Origin of the sequence: Bacillus sp. FSL R9-9410, from assembly GCF_038050385.1 — a bacterium.
GTDB lineage: Bacteria > Bacillota > Bacilli > Bacillales > Bacillaceae_G > Bacillus_A > Bacillus_A cereus_U.
Window position 1 is genome coordinate 402,657 of the sequence record NZ_JBBOTV010000003.1, and the last position, 20,003, is coordinate 422,659.

Genomic DNA, 20,003 nt, shown 5'->3' on the forward strand with positions numbered 1-20,003 from the left:
TTTCACCAAAAATAACCCCCTAAAAATGGTGAATATTGTCCAAGCTGTACACCATATGCTTTATCAAGGTCGCTACCAAAGTGGCTATCAAAGTAACACTATCAAGGTTTCCAGTTAATAAACCCATATATCATCAGCATTTCAAATTCTGTTTATAAAGGGGAGTTTTATATGTTAACTACATTCATTTCTTTAGGAGCATTAGGAATAATTACAATTGGTGGGGCGATATTAGAAAAGCATCTTGTAAAAAATGATCACGTTGCAGCAGCTAAACTTTTAAGCGATGGAATGTACCACGGAATGAGGATAGGCGGGGTTTGTTTCATCGGTTATGTATTTATTAAAATTTTAATCATGTTCTAGGAGGTGTGACATGGGAATCATCAAAGAATGGTTTCATAAACAAAATTTGAAGAATCGACTTATAGGGGTATTTGGAAAAGCTGGTTTATATGTGGACCATCAAACACGAGGTGGTAAAGTTCCGATCTATCCAAAGATACATGATATTTCCTCCACACAAGAAAGAGTTAGATACGTATTTACCATTCTGAATGGTTTGGATCCCAAGAACATCGAAAAGAAATGGTTTTGCTTTCAACAAATATTAGGACACAACGTAGCAATTGAAGGAGATATTAAACGATTTGTACTTAATGTGTTTCATTCAGATGCAGGACTACAACAATACAATTACAGCTTTAAACAATGGCAGCCGTCACTAAAACAACATCGTCTTCCTGTTGTGGTAGGTCGGGACCAATTTGGAAATATGATTGTGTATGACATGGTTGAAGCAAATACACCACATTTATTAATTGCAGGAGAAACAGGAAGCGGAAAAAGTAGTATGGTACGTGTTGTGCTTTCCACACTTATTCAACACATGTCCTCTGATAAATTACATTTGTACCTGGGCGACTTGAAAAACTCTGAATTCCATTTCTTGAGAAGAGTGAAACACGTAAAAGAGGTTTGCATGGAAGAAATCGAAATGAAGATAATGCTTCATAAAGTGTGGAAGGAAATACGCGAGCGTAGAAAACTAATGGAAGAGTATGAAGTGGATCATATTGATGAATACAACAAAATGAATCCTGATAATCAGAAACCATATATCTTACTTGCTATCGATGAAGTAGCAATGCTCCAGGATGAAAAAGAATGTATGACTATAGTTGGAAAAATATCAGCAGTCGGCCGATCACTTGGGGTGTTTCTTATACTTAGTATGCAGAGGCCCGATGCAAAAGTATTAGATGGTAAGTTAAAACTCAATATGACAGTAAGAATGGGCTTTAAATGTGATAATACAATCAATAGTAATATCATGGGTACACCTGGATCAGAACATTTAGAGCAATCTGGCCAAATGATTTTAAAGCTAAATGGATTAAAGAAAGTGCAAGCTCCTTATTTGGGATTAAGTAAGGCAAAACAAATTATTGAACCGTATTGCACACCAAAAGAGGATATGACGCTTCGGAATCCTCTACAAGAAGAGATTCCATTGTTCGGGGTGTTAGATGATGAAGAATAGAGATGAAGCAATTCTGAACGATTTGAACCGTTTTAGATGTATGTCCAGGGATGATATTATAGATTTGCATTTTAAAGATTTAAAGAAAGCTGTCACTTGCTGTAATACAGTAATGAAGCGATTAAGAAGGGATGGCCATGTGGATGCGAATGTGTCACAGCAGCCATACATTTACTTTCCGCAGCCAAATACAATTCGAAAGACGAGTCAAAAGATTCCTCATTTCCTTGCGATCGTAGATGTGTATAAACAACTTATAGAATATGAAAAACCGAAACTTTTTAAAGTGGAGCCGAAATATGGTAAAGAATTTATGGAACCAGATGCATTTGTAATATGGCGTAGAGCACCTTTCTTTGTTGAGTTTCAAAAGTCAGTTTACAGTAATAAAGTTATGAAAAATAAAATGGAAAGATATGAATTGTATTTTCATAGTGATGAATGGAAAGATCAATCTTGGCAGCCTAAAGATACAAAAATTTCCCCTTCGATTTTGATTATAACCGAGAAAATATATGATGTTTCAAGTGTGAACTTTCGTATCTTTCAATTTGATTCTATTGCTAATTTTTATAATCAAATGAAACCAAAACAGCCTAAAAGAAATATCACAATTCAAGTTGGGTCAAAACAATTGTGACGCAAATAATACCTATTTTTATGCTTTGTTGACTGGAAATTACGTAAAAAGACGTACATTCTAGTCAAGAAATGAATGTACGTCTTTTTAAACGGCTCTTATGTATCTCGTGTATATCTAGTAGGGGTTTGTGTAGTGTTTCATTTTTGGAGCTCGGAACGAAAAAAGAAAAAGTACCTGCAGCAAAGACAACGTAACTTCGCTAGGTAATATGTATGGCGGTATATAAAAAGGCTAGTCTCATTTGAGACTAGCCTTTTTGGTGTAAGTAAGATATTAGACGGAAGAACAAGACAAGAAACAAAAGAATGAAGAAAACTTTCTTTGCGTCTTGGCTGTAAGATAGTCCTAAGCATATGAAAGGTATGATTCATATATCAAAGTGACATCTGTACACGTATATTAACAGAGTAATAGTAAAAAAACTATAATTAAAATCAGATTTATATAGTTATAGTTATAGTTAATTTTACAATAATTAATCCAGTTTGGTTGTTAGGAACAAAAAAAGGCGCTAGTTCTAGCTTAGACTAGCGCTCCCCCATTGGGGTATTAAAACATAAGAAAGGAACAAGAAAAACAATTTCTAGTACAGAGGGGGATCACCTATCTGCACTAACTAGATTTCTTATTATGATATATTTTAACATGGAAATGAGAATACTTTCCAAAAAAACATATTCACCTAGGATTTTCTATTTTGGGGTACAGCCCATTGCTATCAACCTAAAGAATCAAAATCCCCCCATAACGAAAATTCTATTCATTATCGGTAGTATCCCAAAAAGCTAACTTCTTATCTTTTTCAGATAAAAAGTTAGCTTTTTCGTTTTGGGGTAAAAAGTAACGTAGATTCTTTTAAGAAATCAATAGATAAAAAAATCCCTTCACGATTGTGAAAGGAGTCAGTATATTTTGAAAGGGTAACTCTATTTTAGAATTTGAGATGAAAAACGGGTATTGATAAAGTATGGATTTCCTGAATAAGTAAATTTAAAATTGGAACATTAGACCTATTATTTATGTTTGTAGGTACTTGTATCACTATGTAAATATTACATCACATGTAGTTTATATTATACATAATTAATAATAATGTAAATTTTATAAACAAGGAAGATGATTTTAAGTTTTGTCGAAAAACCTACACATTTTTTGTCACATTTTCTCTAAAATTAGAAATAATGATTTACTTTGTTTCTTCTTTTTAAATACTATTATTTGGTAAGATTTATAAAATGATGCCGAGGTGAATGTATGGAAAAGAAGAAAGGTGAAAAACGATGGTACAGATATTTAATACAGCTAATGGTAGTTGCATTAATTATTACATCTATACCGATGAATGGATTGGCAGAAACGGCACCACCGTTTACGCCGTCTCCAAATTCAGAACAAACTCCACAAATGGAGGAGAAAGAGAAGAAAGAATTACCTGCGCCACATCCGGATCAGGTGAAGAAGAAGTTAAAATCACAAGCAAAACCCACTGAGGTTGTAGAAGAACGGACAGAAACAGAAAAAGTCTTCGATAACCAAGATGGTACTTTTACAAAAAAGGTATATACAGAACCGATTCATACAGAAAAGAATGGAAAGTTAGAAGAAGTTTCGCCGACCTTAGTAGAAGCGCCAGATAAGAAAATTGTGACGGAAAACACAAAATTAAAACCAGAGTTTAAAAAAACAGTGACGGATGGAAAGTATGTTCAGTTCCAAGCGGACGGACATACCATTCAATATGAGTTAATCGGGGCAAGTGGTGAGAAAGGTGAAATTAAACCGTCACCAGTAACTGCCACACATGAAAATAACACCGTATGGTATAAAGGGATTTTCCCTCATATCGATCTAAAAAGTACAACGTTCAATGAAAATGTAAAAGAAGATTTTGTACTAAGTGAATATACAGGACATCACATCTTTACATTTGCATTACAGACAGATTTAACTCCAAACTTGGTGAAAGATGGTTCTATTAGTTTCCAAGATGAGAAAAAAGAAAGTATCTTTACATTACCGAAACCGTATATGACGGATGCGAATGTAAATCAAGAATCTGGAGAAGCTGTCACTTCACAGGATGTTCGTTATGATATCCAAAAGACAGATGAGAAAACATATACATTAACGGTTACGGCAGATCCGAAGTGGTTACAAGCACCAGAACGTAAGTATCCGGTAAATATTGACCCTTCTATCAATGTAGAGGATTTCGAAAATGCTTATGCTTCCAGTGCGTATCCAAATGTGAATTATTCAGGCGGAGCTCTCTGGGATGGTGGTCAGAATGCTTATACATTAAAAGTAGGGTATTATGATGGGGCATCTGGGACCAACTATGCTTTTATTAAACCACAAATCTCCGATTTAAAAGGTGCACAAATTCAAAGTGCAACATTCCATGCGTATGCATTATGGCATTATTATGGAAATCAGCCAAATGGTGTCTGGTTAGATGAAGTAACAGGTGGCTGGAATGTTGGAGGAGTTAATTGGAATAACAAGCCTGGTTCTAATAATATCGCTCATGCAGATGTAGGACGCGGGCAATGGGCGCGTTTTAATGTAACAAATACAGTTAAAGCATGGGTAGAAGGCGCAAGACCAAACAATGGATTTAGGTTACATACAAATGGAAATGGACAAAACCATTGGAAGAAGTTTATTGCAGCTGAAAACGGATCCAATGCACCTTATTTAGAAGTAACATATTCTTATGCAAAACCAAATAAACCGAGAGTACAGGCGTATTCTAATGGAAGTGGTAGTAGTTCAGGTCACTTTAACCTACAGTGGGATGCAGTCCCAGGAGCAACAGGTTATAAAGTAGCAATCTTTAATGGATATGATTATGAATACATTCCAGTTGGTAATGTAACAAACTGGAGTACAAAGGATAAAAAAATATTCCCGACACCAGACGAAATTGCCCAAGGGCATTTTGAGTTCCATGAGGGTGGGAAAGGAACTGAATTAGCAGTAAATCCAGGTCCTTTATACAAAAATGCACATTTAGCAGGTAGTCCGTATGGAGATTATAGTGGAGCACGTGGCTATTGGATTCGTATCGTGGCTGAGTACCCATTTGGAGACAGTCCGCTTTCTGATGAAGCTATTTCCTATATCTCGTTAGAACAAGTCAAGAAACCGACAGGTTCGGCTTATATCAATGCAACCGATAAACAAACAGGGTATGTTTCATTAAAATGGGACGGCGTTCCTGAGGCTGCTGGTTATAAAGTATGGGTGTATAACGGAAAAGATTATGAAGCATTTGATGTAGGGAATGCAACAACATGGACGACGCAAGGGCAAAATATTTGGCCAACAAAAGATGAAATTGCAAAAGGTCAATATCTTTTTCATCATGATAAAAAAGGTGTAGAGCTTGCCTTAGACCCATCTCCTGTTTATCGAAATTCCGGTGGAATTTATGGTGGATCTACAAACTATTGGTTCCGTGTAACAGCGTATAGTAAAGTGGGTCACACTGAAAGTGACATTTCACAAGAATTTATGCCTAGGTTTTCTCAAGACTTTGGATTCTTAGGTATGTTAGACTATTGGGCATCGATTGATGTATTAAATGGGAAGGTAAATGCTACAAATGGTAACTTCCTGATGGATGAAAAAGATATGTCCTTATCAGGACGTGGACCAGATGTATCGATTGAAAGAACCTATAATAGTCAAAGTAAAAAAGTTGGTTTATTTGGTAAGGGTTGGTATAGCAGTTTAGAAGAACGCATTTGGAAAGATGCAGAAGGAAACTTACTTCTGACTTCTGCAGATGGCGCCCAAATTACATTTACCCGCACGGGAGATGGAACGTACCAAGCACCTACGGGTGTGTATTTAGATATGAAGGAAACAACGGAAGGGTATGAAATCAAAGACAAAGATCAAACCATTACGTTTTATACCAAAAAAGAAAATTCTGGTCGTATGGAATATGTAAAAGATAAGTATGGAAATACAACGAAGTATGAATATGATGGTGAATTCCGATTATCTAAAGTAAAGAATGCATCTGGAAAAGAATTGATATTACAATATGAAGGAGCAAATAAAAAAGTTTCCAAAGTAACGGGACCAGATAATAAAGTCATTACGTTTACTTACAAAGGAGATTTACTCGTTTCTTCTACAACGCCAGAAGGAAAAGCTTATCGATATGGGTATGAGAATGACTTACTGACTCATGTATATGATCCGAAGCATACAGATGAAAAACCATATCAAACGATTTACACGTACGAGAATGATAGATTAGTAAAAGTAACGGATCCGTTAGGAAAAGCATCCACATTATCATACAATACAGATGCAAAAGAAGTTTCTGTGGTGGATGCGAAAGGCCGTAAGGCAATTTATAGTTATAATGATGCTGGTAATCCAGTGAAAACCATTGTAGATGCTGGGCGTCTGAACTTAACAACAACGTATGAATATAGTGCAAATAATTTAGTGAAAACAACAACGCCTAAAAATCAAACAGAGTCCTTTACGTACGATAACAATGGAAACGTAACATCTGCGACGGATGCAATGGGGACTGAGAAATTTGAGTATAATAAAAACAATGGTGTTGTAAGTGCGACAGATAATGAGGATCGTAAAACAACAGTTGCCTATAAGGCAGCAAATACAGAGGTTTCTGTCACGGATCAATCGTCTCATACCGCGTCTGTTACACAGCACGATCAGTATGGGAATCCAACAGAAACAAGTAAAGACATTGGAACAGGAGAGAATCACCTGCAAAATCCAAGTTTTGAGCTAGATACAGTAGAAAAATGGACCCAAACTGGAAGCAATAACCAAGGGAATTTAGCAAAGGATGCTGTTCCAGCACCTGGCGGTTTGGGCGGCACATCTTCGCTAAAGATTACAACCAAAGCAAGTACCAACGATTGGGGATATATCGCCGCAATCCAAGATGTTACTTTGGAACCAAATACAACGTATACATTGAGTGGTATGCTGAAAACAGCACTATCACCAGGGATTGGAGCTTTCTTTAACGTTCAGTTATTGAAAGAAGATGGTTCAGCTGTTGATGGTGGCGGTTGGAACGATAATCGCTACAATAAATTACAGGGTGAAAAGGATTGGACAAATCGCCAAGTTACCTTTAAAACAACAGATCAAACGAGAAAAGCAAGAATTTACTTACAAGTAGAAAACGGTGGAGCTTCTACAAGTGGTACAGCTTGGTTTGATAAATTGCAGCTTGAAAAAGGAGAAACATCTTCTAGTTTTAATCCTATTACGAACAGTAGCCTAGAGAATATGATGGGAAATGATTGTATTCCAGGATGGATTAGAGGAGATGGCACAAGTTGTGATAAGAAAGACACAGCACATGAAGGATTCACAGGAGAATCATCTATTGTATTAGAGCGTAGTCAATATGGTGGCTCAGATGTTGGTTATAGTACAAGAGTAACTTTAAATCAGAAAACAGCGGCACCTTTAACATTGACGGGGATGTCTAAATCTGAAAATGTAGAAAATGATGCCCCTGATAAACTTTCCAGAGATTATTCTGTTTGGGCTGATGTTTATTATCAAGATGGTAGTGGTGAAAATTATCAAGCAAAATTCCCAAGTGGGACAAATGATTGGAACCGTAGCGCAGTATTCATTCCAGCGAAAAAACCAATTAAGCATATTCAAGTGTATCTTTTATTTAGAAACAATAATAAAGGAAAAGTATGGTTTGATGATGTACGATTATTAGAAGGTAATGTCCTTGTTAAAAATGAGTACGATAAAGATAGCGATGTAACCGCAACATACGATGAAGAGGGCAATAAAAATACTTTCACATATGACACTTCTGGAAATAAGACAAGTGAAACAGATGAAAAAGGAAATACCAAAGCATACGATTACAGCAAGGATAATCAGCTGAAAAAAGTGACACTGAAAAATGGAACTTCTGTTGGGTATAGTTACGATCATAATGGAAATACAACGGAAAAATCCGTGATGTTTGGTGGAAAAACACAAACGCACAAATATGAATATGACGTAGATAATAAAAATACACTATTCATGGATGCATTAAATCGTCGTATTGAGCATGAATATGATGCAAATGCAAACAAGACAAAAACAAAAATGCCGAGCGGCGCAACAATTGAATGGAGCTACGATACCGCAGATCGTATGGTAAGTGAAAAACGAAACGGGAAAGACGCTTTTACGTTCGAACGTGACGCAAATGGGCAAGAAACAAAAGTGAAAGACCATGTCAATGGCATGGAACGAGGAAAAACATACGATACTGCAGATCGTATTACAAGTATGACAGATAGCCGAGGCGGAAAAGTAGACTGGGCGTATCATGATAAAACAAATAGTAAATCAGAAAAATTAAGAGAACAAGCCCTTACGCATGGTGGATACAGCAATAAAGTATCATACGATTACAATACTGCGGATCAAAACATTAAAGTAACAGATGGTGCATCTACGTACCGATTTGATTATGATGAAGCAGGTCATGTGCGTACGTATACAGCTGCGAATGGAACAGGTTCGACATTTAACTATGATCATATAGGGAAATTGTCTGACCTAGTCATTGGAACACCGAATCAAATCCTGTTATCAGAGCGATATCAGTATGATAAAACGGGCAACCGTACGAAAATTACACATGAAGGTACGGGTGGAAAAGTAACAGAAACAAATTACGTATATGACCCAATTAATCAGTTACTGAAAGAATCTTTACCAAATGGAACGGTAAAAGACTATACGTATGATGGATTTGGAAACCGTACAAGTGTAAAAGTAACAGAGAATGGAAAAGAAACAAAATCGATTACCGCAACATTTAACGAAGGAAATCAGCTTGTAAAGTTCGGAAGCGAATCTCTTTCTTATGACGCAAATGGAAACCGAACATCTGATGACAAATTCACATACACATGGAATGAAGCAGACCAACTTGTCGCTTTAACGAAAAAAGGTGAAAGCAATCCGTTCGCAACATATAAGTACGACGATGATAAACGCCGTATTGAAAAGAATGTCAACGGTGCAGTCACACGTTACTTCTACGATGGTGACAGCATTAATCCATTATATGAAACAGATGGAAATGGTAACGTCCTTCGTCAATATGTGTACTCCATAGACGGTGCACGTCTCGCGATGAAATCCCAAGGACAAACCTTATTTTACCACTACAGCTCCCGTGGTGATGTAGTAGCGATGACAGATGAAAGGGGTCAAATAGTCGCAAACTATGAATATGACGCATGGGGGAACGTCTTAAAGAGTGACGCAAAAGGAATTGCAGCAGACAATCCATTTGGCTATGCAGGATACATGTATGATAAAGAAATTGGCATGTATTACTTAATGGCTCGTTACTATACCTCAGACCATGGTGTATTCATCTCAGCAGATCCAGACCCGGGTGATGAGGATGATCCTGTTACACAGAATGGGTATACGTATGCAGATAATAATCCGGCGATGATGACAGATCCAGATGGCCATTTTGCTCAGTTTTTAATTCCAATAGCTATACATGGAGCGAGAATGGCTGCACCTCATGTTATGAGATATGCTGGGCGTGTAACAGCTAAGCATTTGGCTAAAAGGCATACGGTTTATGTTTTGAAAAATAGTGCAGGAAAAGTTAAATATGTTGGAAGAACCGTTAATCCGGCTGCTAGAAAATTAGCACACAAAGCAGTACATGGTGATCTGAAATTTACACGTGTAAGACGTAATTTAAATTATTTTGAGGCAAGGGGGATGGAACAGCGTTTCTATCTAAAATATGGTGGAAAGGAAGGATTGCGAAATAGAATTAGACCAATAAGTAAAAAAAATAAAAACTATAAATTCTATATGCAGCAAAGTCGTGCGAAATATAAAAAGTGGAAGTAACTGTGAAAGTTGTTTTTATTTTGTCACAGGATAGCATTAAATATCCCTCTAAATTTATTAGAGGGATATTTTGTAAAATGATTTATTTTTATTTATATTGAATTGATTTTGGATTTAAATAATATTTGAAGGAGTGAATTTAATGTTTCCGATAGGTGAACAGCCGAATATTCGTAAAGATTTAGTTGGAATAAATAATGATGTAAAAGAGTTAGCTATTAGCGGTAAAACAAAGAATATAGAACTATTAGGTGAATTGAAAATTAAGGAATTATGGGTTTTTGCAGTGAATCAAAAACAGTTTGATAAAATTATGATGCATGTTAATCCTGAATTACTATATGTTTATGAAATGAGGGTAGAAAATTTATCGATACTACAAATGATGTCTAATTTAAGGGCATTATATTTATGTTGGAATACTAAAAATACTGATTTATGGGATTTTAGTTATAATAAAAACCTTTCTTATCTATTAATAGAAGATTTCTCGAAATTAGAAGACTTGACACCAATAAAAGATGGACAAAATTTAGAGGGTCTCTATTTAGGAGGAGGGATAGTAAAAGCACTTAATGTAAAAACTTTGAATCCGATTGGTAATTTATTGAAGTTAAGTGATTTAACCTTAATGAATATAAAGGTTAAAGATCGTTCTTTAGAGCCATTAATGAATTTGAAAAGGCTTAAGAAATTAAATTTATCTAATCAATTCCCTATGGAAGAATACGCCAAATTATCGGTGGTATTACACAATACAGAATGTGAATTTTTTAAACCATATGTACGCATGGAGTCCACAGAAGGAAAGGATATAATGATGATTGGTAGAAAAAGACCTTTCCTTAATTCAAAGACAGACGTTGAAAAAATAAAAAAATATGAACAAGAATTCAAAAATACACAGGAAGAATTTAGGAATGAAAACAAATGAAGATATATATAGTAAGTTATTTAATAGAAAAACAACAAATTAGAAAAGAAACATGGATTTGTCGAAGAAACACAATATAAATTGGTCTGAAGGAGATTTATAATGTTAGAAACAGTTCATGAAAGACAGGAACGAGAAAAACAGGATATAGAAACGCTAACAGCTTTGAAGAAGGCAGGATCTAATTTATCAAAAGTACATTACCTAGAACATTATTTCTTAGTAGATACTATAGAAATAGCAGAGAAAATAGCAGATGTACTACATGTAAAAGGTTATGATATTTATAAACCATCTGAACAAATTGCAGAAGATGGGTTAAGTTACTATATATTTATAGTGGGGAAAAATTGTATACCAACAAAAGAAAATGTTTGGAAAGAAACAAAACACATGGCGGAGTTAGCAGTTTTATATAGTGGAACATGTAATAGTTATGATGGGTGGGAAACACAAATTGTAGAGTAATATATAAAGAAAGACTATTCTAAATTGGTCTTATCCCTGTCAAGTAGACAGTATTAAAAAGACTAAGCAGCCATCGAGATTCGATATTCTATCGGAGCTCGATGGTTGAGTCGTTTTTGGAAACGTTTATAGTTATAAAAGTAAATATATTCTTCAATTGCTTGTATTAAATCGGCTTCTGTTTTAAAATGATTCAAATACAACATCTCCGATTTAAAATGGGAGAAAAATGACTCGATACAGGCATTATCATGACAGTTTCCTTTGCGAGAGTGGCTGCCAATGATACCTAAATCTAAAAGTCGTTTGTTGTAGGCATGAGATGTGTACTGGAATCCCTGATCTGAATGGAGAATGGTTCCACACACATCTCTTTTTTGTGCCAACATTTCAATTGTATCTAATACAAGTTCATTATCATTACGCTTGGAAATTTTCCAAGAAACAACTTCGTTGTTATAAATATCTTGTACAACAGAAAGATAGCGGAATCCCTCTTGAAATCGTAGGTAGGTAATATCTGTAACAAGCGCTTCATTTTGTTGGCGATTTTTGAATTCACGGTTTAAAACATTTGGAAAAGTATTAGAGTAATTCCCTTTAAAGAAGCGACGCTTCTTCCGAATAATAGACTGAATGTTAAGCTCACTCATTAAGCGATATACCTTTTTGTGATTTATAAAATAACCCTCCTCTTGTAAAGCGATTTTCATACGTGGATAACCATATTCTTTGTGCTTTACGTGAATAGATTGAATTACCTTTTTTAATCGTTTATCGGATTCTAGTCGCATGTTTTTCATACTTTTTGTATGAATCCACTTATAGTAACTTGAGCGATGTACACTCGCAAAATTAGTAAGCCATATAACGGGATATTTTCTCTTTAGTGATTCAATGATATGATATCTTTCTTTATATTTTAGTACGCCTCCATTTACAGATTTGGATACTGCTTTTTTAAATATTCGACCTGAGCCTTATAGTAGTCACGTTCCTCTTCAACGGTATTAAAATGAACACGTTTGCCTTTTAAAGGGTTTGGTATACCTTTCATTCCACTATTTTTCCCACGAGTATCTGTAATTTCACCACATTCTTTATATTTTTTTACCCAATTTTTAAGTTGTGTAGAGCTTTTAATCTGATATTTCTCCGTTATCATATCGTAGCTTCCTTCTCCGTTTAAATAACTTTGAACAGCTGATAACTTTACTTCTTCTGAGTATGTATTAAATGTTGCACCTTTTTTTGCCATGAAAAATCCCCTCCAAGTAATAGTGTAACATCCATGTGTATACATGGTCTTTTTCACACTGTCTACCTAAAGGGGATAATATCAGAATTGGTCTTTTTGTAACAAGGAAGTATTAACTTGTAAACCATTTTACATGTACACAATTATTATATCAAATCAAAAATACAATTGTTGGATTTTTAGTTATTTGTTAGAAAAATATAATGAATGAGAGTTTTTCATGATACAATTATATTGAAAATGGAAGTGGGTTCAAGTTGTTGTTTGAATGAAATGCACACCAAAAAAACCAATTCTTTTACACGGGAATTGGTTTTTTTGGTGTGCATTATTGGTTTAAGGAGATTAGTCTGTACTATGATTGAGCATATCATAAAAAGAAAGAAAATTCAAAATTTAAACAGAATCTATTATATGATATGAAAATGTGCATATTTTCTAATTGATTTCCGAAATTGTAAACAAATGAGTTATAATAAATGAATGAAACACCCTTCCGGTCCTCTATGGGGCTATACTCTATCTGTTGTTGGTACGAAGTCTGTTAATAGACTTCGTACTTTTTTTGTCCTCAATGTAAACTTTTACATATTAGTTTACATTCAATTTATTGATTTTACTTGATTTATAACACTTTACTCATTCCCCTCAAAAACACTAACGAAAGTATACATTCAAAACGTGACAAATAAAGAGGTTAGGGCATCATGGACAAAAAAAGAAAAAGCTAGATCCATGCTAGCTTTTTTTACATAATTAGGGATTATCGAAAGTCTAATATTAATTTAATGTTATCAAAAACGTTTATGTTTCCATTCAAAAAAGTTAACCCCTTGCCAAAGCAGAGGTGCTTGTCTTAAACATCCTGTATGTGCTTATATTCAATAAGTTGTTGGCCACTAGCATCCACTCTAACAGTAATCTCATCGATACCATAGCCAATATGTGGTCCATAATAGGGATGAACTCGAACTTTCACATCATAAGCTCCTCCAATACCATATAACTGTTTAATGTTCACAATCTCAGTATCCCATCCTGCCCAGGATGGGATACCTTCTGTAGCATCTTTATAAACTTCTGTTAAAGCCTTATCAATCGATGGACTAAGGCTTCTTATTAAAGCATATCTCACCATATCATTATCTGGTTCTTTTGCATTTGCTTGAAAAGAGAATGTAGAGTAAGAAACGATGAACATTAAGAAACTTAGTGCAATTATAATTTTCTTCATAACATCACCTAAAATTATTCTGTCCACCTTAGCTAATATTATTGTACTAACAAATGCTTTAGCTTGAGTGAAATAAGAAAGCAATGAAGAAATTTTATTGTATACCATATTCATGTGAGGTTTACATAACCCCACTTATCAGCAGTCAATGTATCTCTAATTATATAAAAAAAGCCCCTTCAGATTTCATGAAGGGGCTTTTTTTACATAATTAGGGTTTTTGGTATAACAGTAACAAAGAAAGAATAATAAATACACACGGATATCGCTAAGGGTACAAGTGGAGAACTTTAAAAAACTTAATATTTTGAAAATTTTAACTTTAAAAGGGTTTTATATACTCTTTCTTTGTAATTATGAGTTTAACATTAAAAATAAAATAAAACAACAAAAATATACAAAATTCTGATAAATTCGACATTATTCTTATAAGTTTACATAACCTATCATTATCGGTAGCAGACAAAAAAGCCCATCTCTTTTTTCATAAGGGATCAGCTTGTTTATCTTTCTATTATTCTAAACAACTTATTGGGGTGCTGACGACAAAACGCGAAAATTATACGCTAAGGAACTTTTCATCAATTAAAACCACAAATTCTTTACTCTAAGTACGATTTTACCGAAAACGAACGTTATTGGTGATTGTAAACCATGATTTTATTTTCTATTTTTTCGTTTGATTTTTATATCCAATAGCCAACCCAAAAACAAATCACCAAAACAATAAGTAATCAACGTTTTTGGTTACATGAATTTACAATAAATGTCTTAACGTATAAAATCCGCGAAATAACGTCAGCACCCCAACTTGTTTTTTTCTGATTTGCGATCTGTACCCCTATTAATAAAATTAAATTCATCAATAACTACATATCCATGTTAATATTTTAATTAATAAATATCAAAATGGAGGATTCAACATGAATAATCTAAAAAACTTCTTAGAAGAGAACCTATTTGTTAAATATTCCCTATATGTAATATTAGGAGCTGGAGTAGTAAAAACAGGTTATGAATTTAGCTATTTCATTACAAACTTTACATTATAAAACAATAAGTGGTGTTAATTAACATAACACCACTTATCAGCAGTCCATATATCTCAAAATCTATAAAAAAATCCCTTCAGATCTTCTTTATAAAGGGATTTTTCGTTCACATAATCTGTATTATCAGTAATTTTTATTTATCTACTTTAAAATACTCTGGATGTTCTGCTTTCATAGATAAAATGTTACCACACTCCGTGCAAACATCAGCAATCACTCTTGAAAATTGATTAAAAAGGTTATTCGTACTAATAAGTCTTAAACATGCTTGGGCATTTAATGAATCTTGCCCGATTTCTCTAGAACCACAATTAGGACATTTCTTATTCATTTTCAATTCCTTCTTCCTAAGATTTAGTTCACATAAAATCCAATTATCAGTAGTATCCCAAAAAGCTCAGAGTTCCCATATAACTCTAAGCTTTACTTTTGTATTCATTTTCCTATATTTTTTAGAGGAGGCAAAAGATAATTAATCAAATTTCAAAAGATTATTTCCAAAACTCATACCATTTCTTATCTTTACTTGCTGCAATCATCTTCTTAACTTCCTGGACTTCCCTTATTGTTTGCATGAGCATTTCATCGCGTCCCTGATTCTTCGCTACGTCTTCACTAGTATTCGTCGCTATAAGCGTTTGGGATTCCTGTATCGTTTGTATAGCGCTCAATAACTCTGATTCTCTTTGTACGAATCGCTGGTCTTGTTCGACTAAACATTTGTTTAATTCTTGTAGTAATTCATTTTGCTTTTCAATGACCTCGTTTTGATCTTGAAGCATCGTCTGTAGCGTTGTAGCGTTGAAATCCGGTTCTTCATAGCGCTCAATTTCGTGTCGCTCTAATGGCAATACCTCAATGCCTTGATGCCATGATACTATTTGTTTTGTGGCGTTTTCTAATGTCATGTCTGTGTCGTTCTTTAGGTTGATAACCTTACGAAACACCATTACATCACTTTCTCTATACTTCCTATGCCCACGTTCATTCTTTATGAAAGTATAACCCTCTTTTTCTAGTACATCAGCATACTTACGTAATGTACTAGATTGGATACCTAATTGCTCTGCCACTTCGCCAGGACTATATAACGTCTTCATAGCGTCTCACCTCAAAAATATATTCGCTATAGCAATGATATACCCTTTTTCCTAATAATTCACGTATCACTTGTTTCAAATTCTTTTTTATTTATACAAGATTTTATGCAAAAAAAGAATAGCAAGGATCCCTAGAATCCCGGCTATATCAACCATGTATAAAATTTTGCATATTGAGTTGATATAGAAAAGAAGAAAGAATCCCATAAAAACAAGGATTATATCAAAACATTTACTACCGATAATGAGACGTTATGTTAACCAATCATGTATAAGATATACATCATGAATTTTATTAGATGAGCGTAAACAAGCATACAAGCCAAAGTATTAGATTCGAATATAGATAATTATATTAAATTTCGAAAAAAAGGAGATGAATTGTTTTGAACTCATATTTTTCAAAACAAAGATGCTGTCGTAGACTTTTTCCTGCTTTTCCACCTGCTGCCCCTCCGATCCCAGAACCCCAAGGACCACTAACCATCATGACATGGAACATCTATTTTGGAACTATTTTATCGCCTTTAGTAGGAACCACTCCAGAGCAACTCCCACAACGTGTTACTGAGGTCTTTAGACTGTTTCAAGCAACAAATTTTTCGGTACGAGCAGGGGCTATTGCTGATCAAATTGCAAGAAAAAAACCAGATATAATAGGTCTTCAAGAAGCAGCAATATGGCAACTTTTGTTACCTCAAAATTCTGAAGTAGCAGTAGAGTATGATTTTGTTTCGATCCTTCTCAAGGAGTTAGAAAAAAGAGGATTGCATTATGAAGTTTTAGCAATAGTAGACACTACGGATGTTACGTTACCTAGTAGCACCGGCTTCAACGTTCGATTTGTAGATCGAGATGCGATTTTGGTGCGAAAAAATTCAGGATTTAATTTCTCAAATATACAAACAAAGATTTTTGAAGCTTTTCTTCCCGTTCCAGTTGGCGGTAATGTTGAAAAACTCCTGTTTGGTTTTATATCTGTTGATGTCAAAATATCCGGAAAGAAATTTAGACTCGTAAATACTCATTTACAACCCGTTACACCTGAAATCCCCCAAACACTTCCAATACAACTCGCTCAAGCTCGCGAACTTTTAACTGGCCCGGGAGCGACTGATCTTCCCTTAGTATTCATAGGGGATTTCAACTCAAATTCTGACGGCAGTGGTCCATCTTACAACCTTTTGATAAATGCTGGATTTAAAGATACATGGACTATCGCAGGAAAAGACAATGGATTAACATGTTGCCAAGATGCTGATGTATTAAATTTGATCTCGCAACTATTTGTTAGAATAGACTTAATTCTCTTTCGAGGCGATTTTAAAGTTAAAAAAGTGGACGTTGTAGGAGAAGAGCAAGATGATCGTACACCAACGGCACTATGGCCTTCTGACCATGCAGGAGTTGTGGCTAGCTTGATTCTTCCCTCCTAAAGAAAGGAATATATTAAAAGACTCTGATAAATAAAGGATACAGTCAGAGAAATATGAATAACGATAAGCTGCTACCCCCATAAAACAGATGATCTATCTGATCGTGTTTTATATGGTCCCCTAACTATAGGCGATGATATTGTGATGGGATCTATCATAATTTATTTAATTAACTATCGATAACGATAATTATGTAAATGAGCTGTCCAAATGGATGGCTTATTTTATTTTTTGCTTAGCGTGGTTTTTTTCCAAAATGCTGGCGGTACCCCATCGCCATCAAGCTAAGGTTTTGAAGTACCCCCTAAACGAAAATTTTCTTTCTCTACAGGTAGTTACTTTGAGAAGTCAGCTCATTTTTTTCGTTTTAGGGCGTTTATTTTTCTTAAGTTGATGGGCATGGGGTTTGTGTAGCAATGGAACCCAATCACGCTATAAGGGGGTTCGACCAAGATACGTGTATTTTCTTAGTTAAGATAACGTGTATATCACGGCTGAACCCCTTCTTTAAAAAAGAGTAAAAATTCCAAGGAAACTTAATACTACTAGTAAAAATTATTCAATTAGGAGAAAACACATGAAAAATATTTTTTTAAAAGTAATTATATCACTTTTTTTATTTGCAATATGTAGTAATTCTGTTACGAGTATTTACGCTGAAAGTACTGAAATGAGTAATAAAACTTTTTCTGTGAAACAATTAAAAGGGAAAACATCTTTTAATTGTTTCATTCCTACTGAGATTGCAAAAGACTGGAATGTTGAATTAAAATATCCAAAGCATGTACATGAAAATATGGGAAAAGTACAAATACACTTTCTAGATAGAACTGGTACCAAATTAAAAGTTGCGGTTATTGAAAAAACAGCAAAAAGAAATGATATTCAATCTGGTGATCATAAGAAAAGGGTAAAAGTAAAAAATATAGATGGTGTATTTCATCCCTTAATACCGACAAAAAGAATTAAAGATGTTAAGGGTGGTCAATTAACTTGGGTACAAGACGGAACAATAATTACATTGTTTAGTTCACGAATTTCTAAAGAAGAATTAATTACAATCGCTAAATCAATGAAGAAAATATAAAAAAGGTGTATATAGGGTAGCATTACATCGCTATAAAGCTAAGGTTTTGCACTATCCATAAAGCAAAAAAGGCGTTATCCTTTCTGTAGAATTATAGGAAAGGATGGCGTTTTTTATGTCTATTTCTGTATCTGATGAACTACAACTATTTGCTCAAGAGATTCAAAGTTTTTTATCTCCAAATACCTTACGGGATCTTGCTAGAGATGTTGGTTTTGTACAACGAACCAGTAAGTACCAAGCAAAAGATTTAGTAGCTTTACTTTATGTGTATGGGTGAGCCAAAATGTAGCTATGACTTCTTTAACTCAGTTATCTAGCTGTTTAGAAGCATCAACGGAAGTACTCATCAGTCCTGAAGGACTGAATCAACGGTTTAATAAGGCGGCCGTCCAACTTTTACAACACCTACTAGCCGAACTACTAAGCAAAAAATTGGCCGCATCTATGCCGATTTCTTCTCCATACACTTCTGTTTTCAAGCGTATTCGTATTTTAGATTCAACTGCATTTCAACTCCCGGATGTATTTTCATCGGTTTATCCAGGTGCAGGAGGATGCAGCCATACAGCTGGGATAAAAATTCAACTTGAGTATGATTTGTTAAGTGGACAATTCTTACATATTCATACAGGTCCAGGTAAACAACATGATCGCACTTACGGCTCTCTGTGTGCCCCAACTGTGACAGCGAATGATTTATGTATCCGAGATTTAGGTTATTTTCATTTAAAAGACCTTCAATATATACAAGATAAAGAGGCCTACTATATCTCTCGTATCAAGTCGAATACACGTATGTATCAAAAAAATCCTAGCCCTGATTATTTTCAAGATGGAAGAATTAAGAAAGGTACAGAGTATATACAGATAGATATGGAGACGTTAATGAACTCCCTTCAACCAGGACAAACATGTGAAATAGCTGATGCTTATGTAGGAATGATTGATAAAGTGCCAGCTCGTGTAATTGTTCCTCGATTAACAAAACAACAGCAACAAAAACGATTACAAGATCAAGCTGTAAGAGAAAAAAAGAAAGGAATGAAGTATTCTACTCGTAGTAAACGACTCAGTGGTATCAATGTATATATGACAAACACCCCTACAGATATTGTCCCGATGGGACAGGTACATGACTGGTATTCTTTGCGTTGGCAAATCGGCGTGTCCAGATAAGGACACATTATCTAGTTGGTGAAAGTCCAATCGGGAGAATAGACTCCACTCCCGTAGCCTGAGAGGCGCCATGAAGTGAAAGCGACATGGCGAAGCCCTCTGACATCACATGCGAAAGGCATGTGGGCAAATCTCCAGGTTGTAACGTACAGTGA

The 20,003-nt window shown here is 34.8% G+C and carries 13 protein-coding genes and 1 pseudogene; 10 read left to right on the forward strand and 4 right to left on the reverse strand.

Going from position 1 to position 20,003, the window contains the following annotated elements:
* Positions 1-171 precede the first annotated feature (171 nt).
* The 6 genes from MKX77_RS28755 (at position 172) to MKX77_RS28780 (ending at position 11,502) form a co-directional block, all read left to right on the forward strand.
* The gene (locus tag MKX77_RS28755; protein WP_341308514.1) at positions 172-366 is read left to right on the forward strand and encodes a hypothetical protein; all 195 of its coding nucleotides are present in this window, start codon (positions 172-174) and stop codon (positions 364-366) included.
* Positions 367-376: 10 nt separating this feature from the next.
* Positions 377-1,543, forward strand: a complete 1,167-nt coding sequence (locus MKX77_RS28760; RefSeq protein ID WP_341308515.1) for an FtsK/SpoIIIE domain-containing protein — start codon at positions 377-379, stop codon at positions 1,541-1,543.
* Complete coding sequence (locus MKX77_RS28765) at positions 1,533-2,183, forward strand: replication-relaxation family protein (protein ID WP_341308516.1); 651 nt, start codon at positions 1,533-1,535, stop codon at positions 2,181-2,183. Before MKX77_RS28760 ends, MKX77_RS28765 begins: the two co-directional genes overlap by 11 nt.
* A gap of 1,257 nt (positions 2,184-3,440) precedes the next feature.
* Positions 3,441-10,100, forward strand: coding sequence for a DNRLRE domain-containing protein (locus tag MKX77_RS28770; RefSeq protein ID WP_341308517.1), 6,660 nt, complete (start codon positions 3,441-3,443; stop codon positions 10,098-10,100).
* Positions 10,101-10,242: 142 nt separating this feature from the next.
* Positions 10,243-11,034, forward strand: coding sequence for an internalin (locus MKX77_RS28775; RefSeq protein ID WP_078181727.1), 792 nt, complete (start codon positions 10,243-10,245; stop codon positions 11,032-11,034).
* A 102-nt stretch (positions 11,035-11,136) separates the two neighbouring features.
* On the forward strand, positions 11,137-11,502 hold the full coding sequence (locus tag MKX77_RS28780) for a ribonuclease E inhibitor RraB (RefSeq protein ID WP_341308518.1): 366 nt from the start codon (positions 11,137-11,139) through the stop codon (positions 11,500-11,502).
* A 62-nt stretch (positions 11,503-11,564) separates the two neighbouring features.
* On the opposite strand, the gene MKX77_RS28785 is transcribed toward MKX77_RS28780, so the two are convergent.
* Both MKX77_RS28785 and MKX77_RS28790 read right to left on the reverse strand, forming a co-directional pair.
* A protein-coding gene (locus tag MKX77_RS28785) for an IS3 family transposase (protein ID WP_341308519.1) occupies positions 11,565-12,760 on the reverse strand; the annotation gives its coding sequence in 2 pieces (ribosomal slippage) (positions 11,565-12,454 and positions 12,454-12,760; 1,197 coding nt in all).
* 856 nt (positions 12,761-13,616) lie between these two features.
* Complete coding sequence (locus MKX77_RS28790) at positions 13,617-13,994, reverse strand: DUF3888 domain-containing protein (RefSeq protein WP_341308520.1); 378 nt, start codon at positions 13,992-13,994, stop codon at positions 13,617-13,619.
* Between the two features lie 923 nt (positions 13,995-14,917).
* Between MKX77_RS28790 and MKX77_RS28795 the strand changes: the two genes are divergently transcribed.
* Positions 14,918-15,046 carry a hypothetical protein gene (locus MKX77_RS28795; protein ID WP_341308521.1) on the forward strand — a complete coding sequence of 43 codons (129 nt, stop codon included), beginning with the start codon at positions 14,918-14,920 and terminating at the stop codon, positions 15,044-15,046.
* Between the two features lie 133 nt (positions 15,047-15,179).
* Here the strand turns inward: MKX77_RS28795 and MKX77_RS28800 are convergent, their stop codons facing one another.
* Positions 15,180-15,377, reverse strand: coding sequence for a hypothetical protein (locus tag MKX77_RS28800; protein ID WP_172555814.1), 198 nt, complete (start codon positions 15,375-15,377; stop codon positions 15,180-15,182).
* A 160-nt stretch (positions 15,378-15,537) separates the two neighbouring features.
* Complete coding sequence (locus tag MKX77_RS28805) at positions 15,538-16,146, reverse strand: DUF3967 domain-containing protein (protein WP_341308522.1); 609 nt, start codon at positions 16,144-16,146, stop codon at positions 15,538-15,540.
* 386 nt (positions 16,147-16,532) lie between these two features.
* On the opposite strand from MKX77_RS28805, the gene MKX77_RS28810 reads away from it, so the two are divergent.
* From MKX77_RS28810 to MKX77_RS28820, 3 genes and pseudogenes are all read left to right on the forward strand, one after another.
* Complete coding sequence (locus tag MKX77_RS28810; RefSeq protein ID WP_341308523.1) at positions 16,533-17,582, forward strand: endonuclease/exonuclease/phosphatase family protein; 1,050 nt, start codon at positions 16,533-16,535, stop codon at positions 17,580-17,582.
* Between the two features lie 577 nt (positions 17,583-18,159).
* The gene (locus tag MKX77_RS28815) at positions 18,160-18,669 is read left to right on the forward strand and encodes a DUF4367 domain-containing protein (RefSeq protein WP_341308524.1); all 510 of its coding nucleotides are present in this window, start codon (positions 18,160-18,162) and stop codon (positions 18,667-18,669) included.
* Positions 18,670-18,784: 115 nt separating this feature from the next.
* A pseudogene (locus tag MKX77_RS28820) lies at positions 18,785-19,839 on the forward strand (IS4 family transposase); the annotation flags it as partial.
* Positions 19,840-20,003 lie beyond the last annotated feature (164 nt).

Coding starts and splice junctions, on each gene's coding strand:
- MKX77_RS28755 (WP_341308514.1), top strand. CDS start 172: ATGTTAACTACATTCATTTCTTTAGGAGCATTAGGAATAATTACAATT.
- MKX77_RS28760 (WP_341308515.1), top strand. CDS start 377: ATGGGAATCATCAAAGAATGGTTTCATAAACAAAATTTGAAGAATCGA.
- MKX77_RS28765 (WP_341308516.1), top strand. CDS start 1,533: ATGAAGAATAGAGATGAAGCAATTCTGAACGATTTGAACCGTTTTAGA.
- MKX77_RS28770 (WP_341308517.1), top strand. CDS start 3,441: ATGGAAAAGAAGAAAGGTGAAAAACGATGGTACAGATATTTAATACAG.
- MKX77_RS28775 (WP_078181727.1), top strand. CDS start 10,243: ATGTTTCCGATAGGTGAACAGCCGAATATTCGTAAAGATTTAGTTGGA.
- MKX77_RS28780 (WP_341308518.1), top strand. CDS start 11,137: ATGTTAGAAACAGTTCATGAAAGACAGGAACGAGAAAAACAGGATATA.
- MKX77_RS28790 (WP_341308520.1), bottom strand. CDS start 13,994: ATGAAGAAAATTATAATTGCACTAAGTTTCTTAATGTTCATCGTTTCT.
- MKX77_RS28795 (WP_341308521.1), top strand. CDS start 14,918: ATGAATAATCTAAAAAACTTCTTAGAAGAGAACCTATTTGTTAAATAT.
- MKX77_RS28800 (WP_172555814.1), bottom strand. CDS start 15,377: ATGAATAAGAAATGTCCTAATTGTGGTTCTAGAGAAATCGGGCAAGAT.
- MKX77_RS28805 (WP_341308522.1), bottom strand. CDS start 16,146: ATGAAGACGTTATATAGTCCTGGCGAAGTGGCAGAGCAATTAGGTATC.
- MKX77_RS28815 (WP_341308524.1), top strand. CDS start 18,160: ATGAAAAATATTTTTTTAAAAGTAATTATATCACTTTTTTTATTTGCA.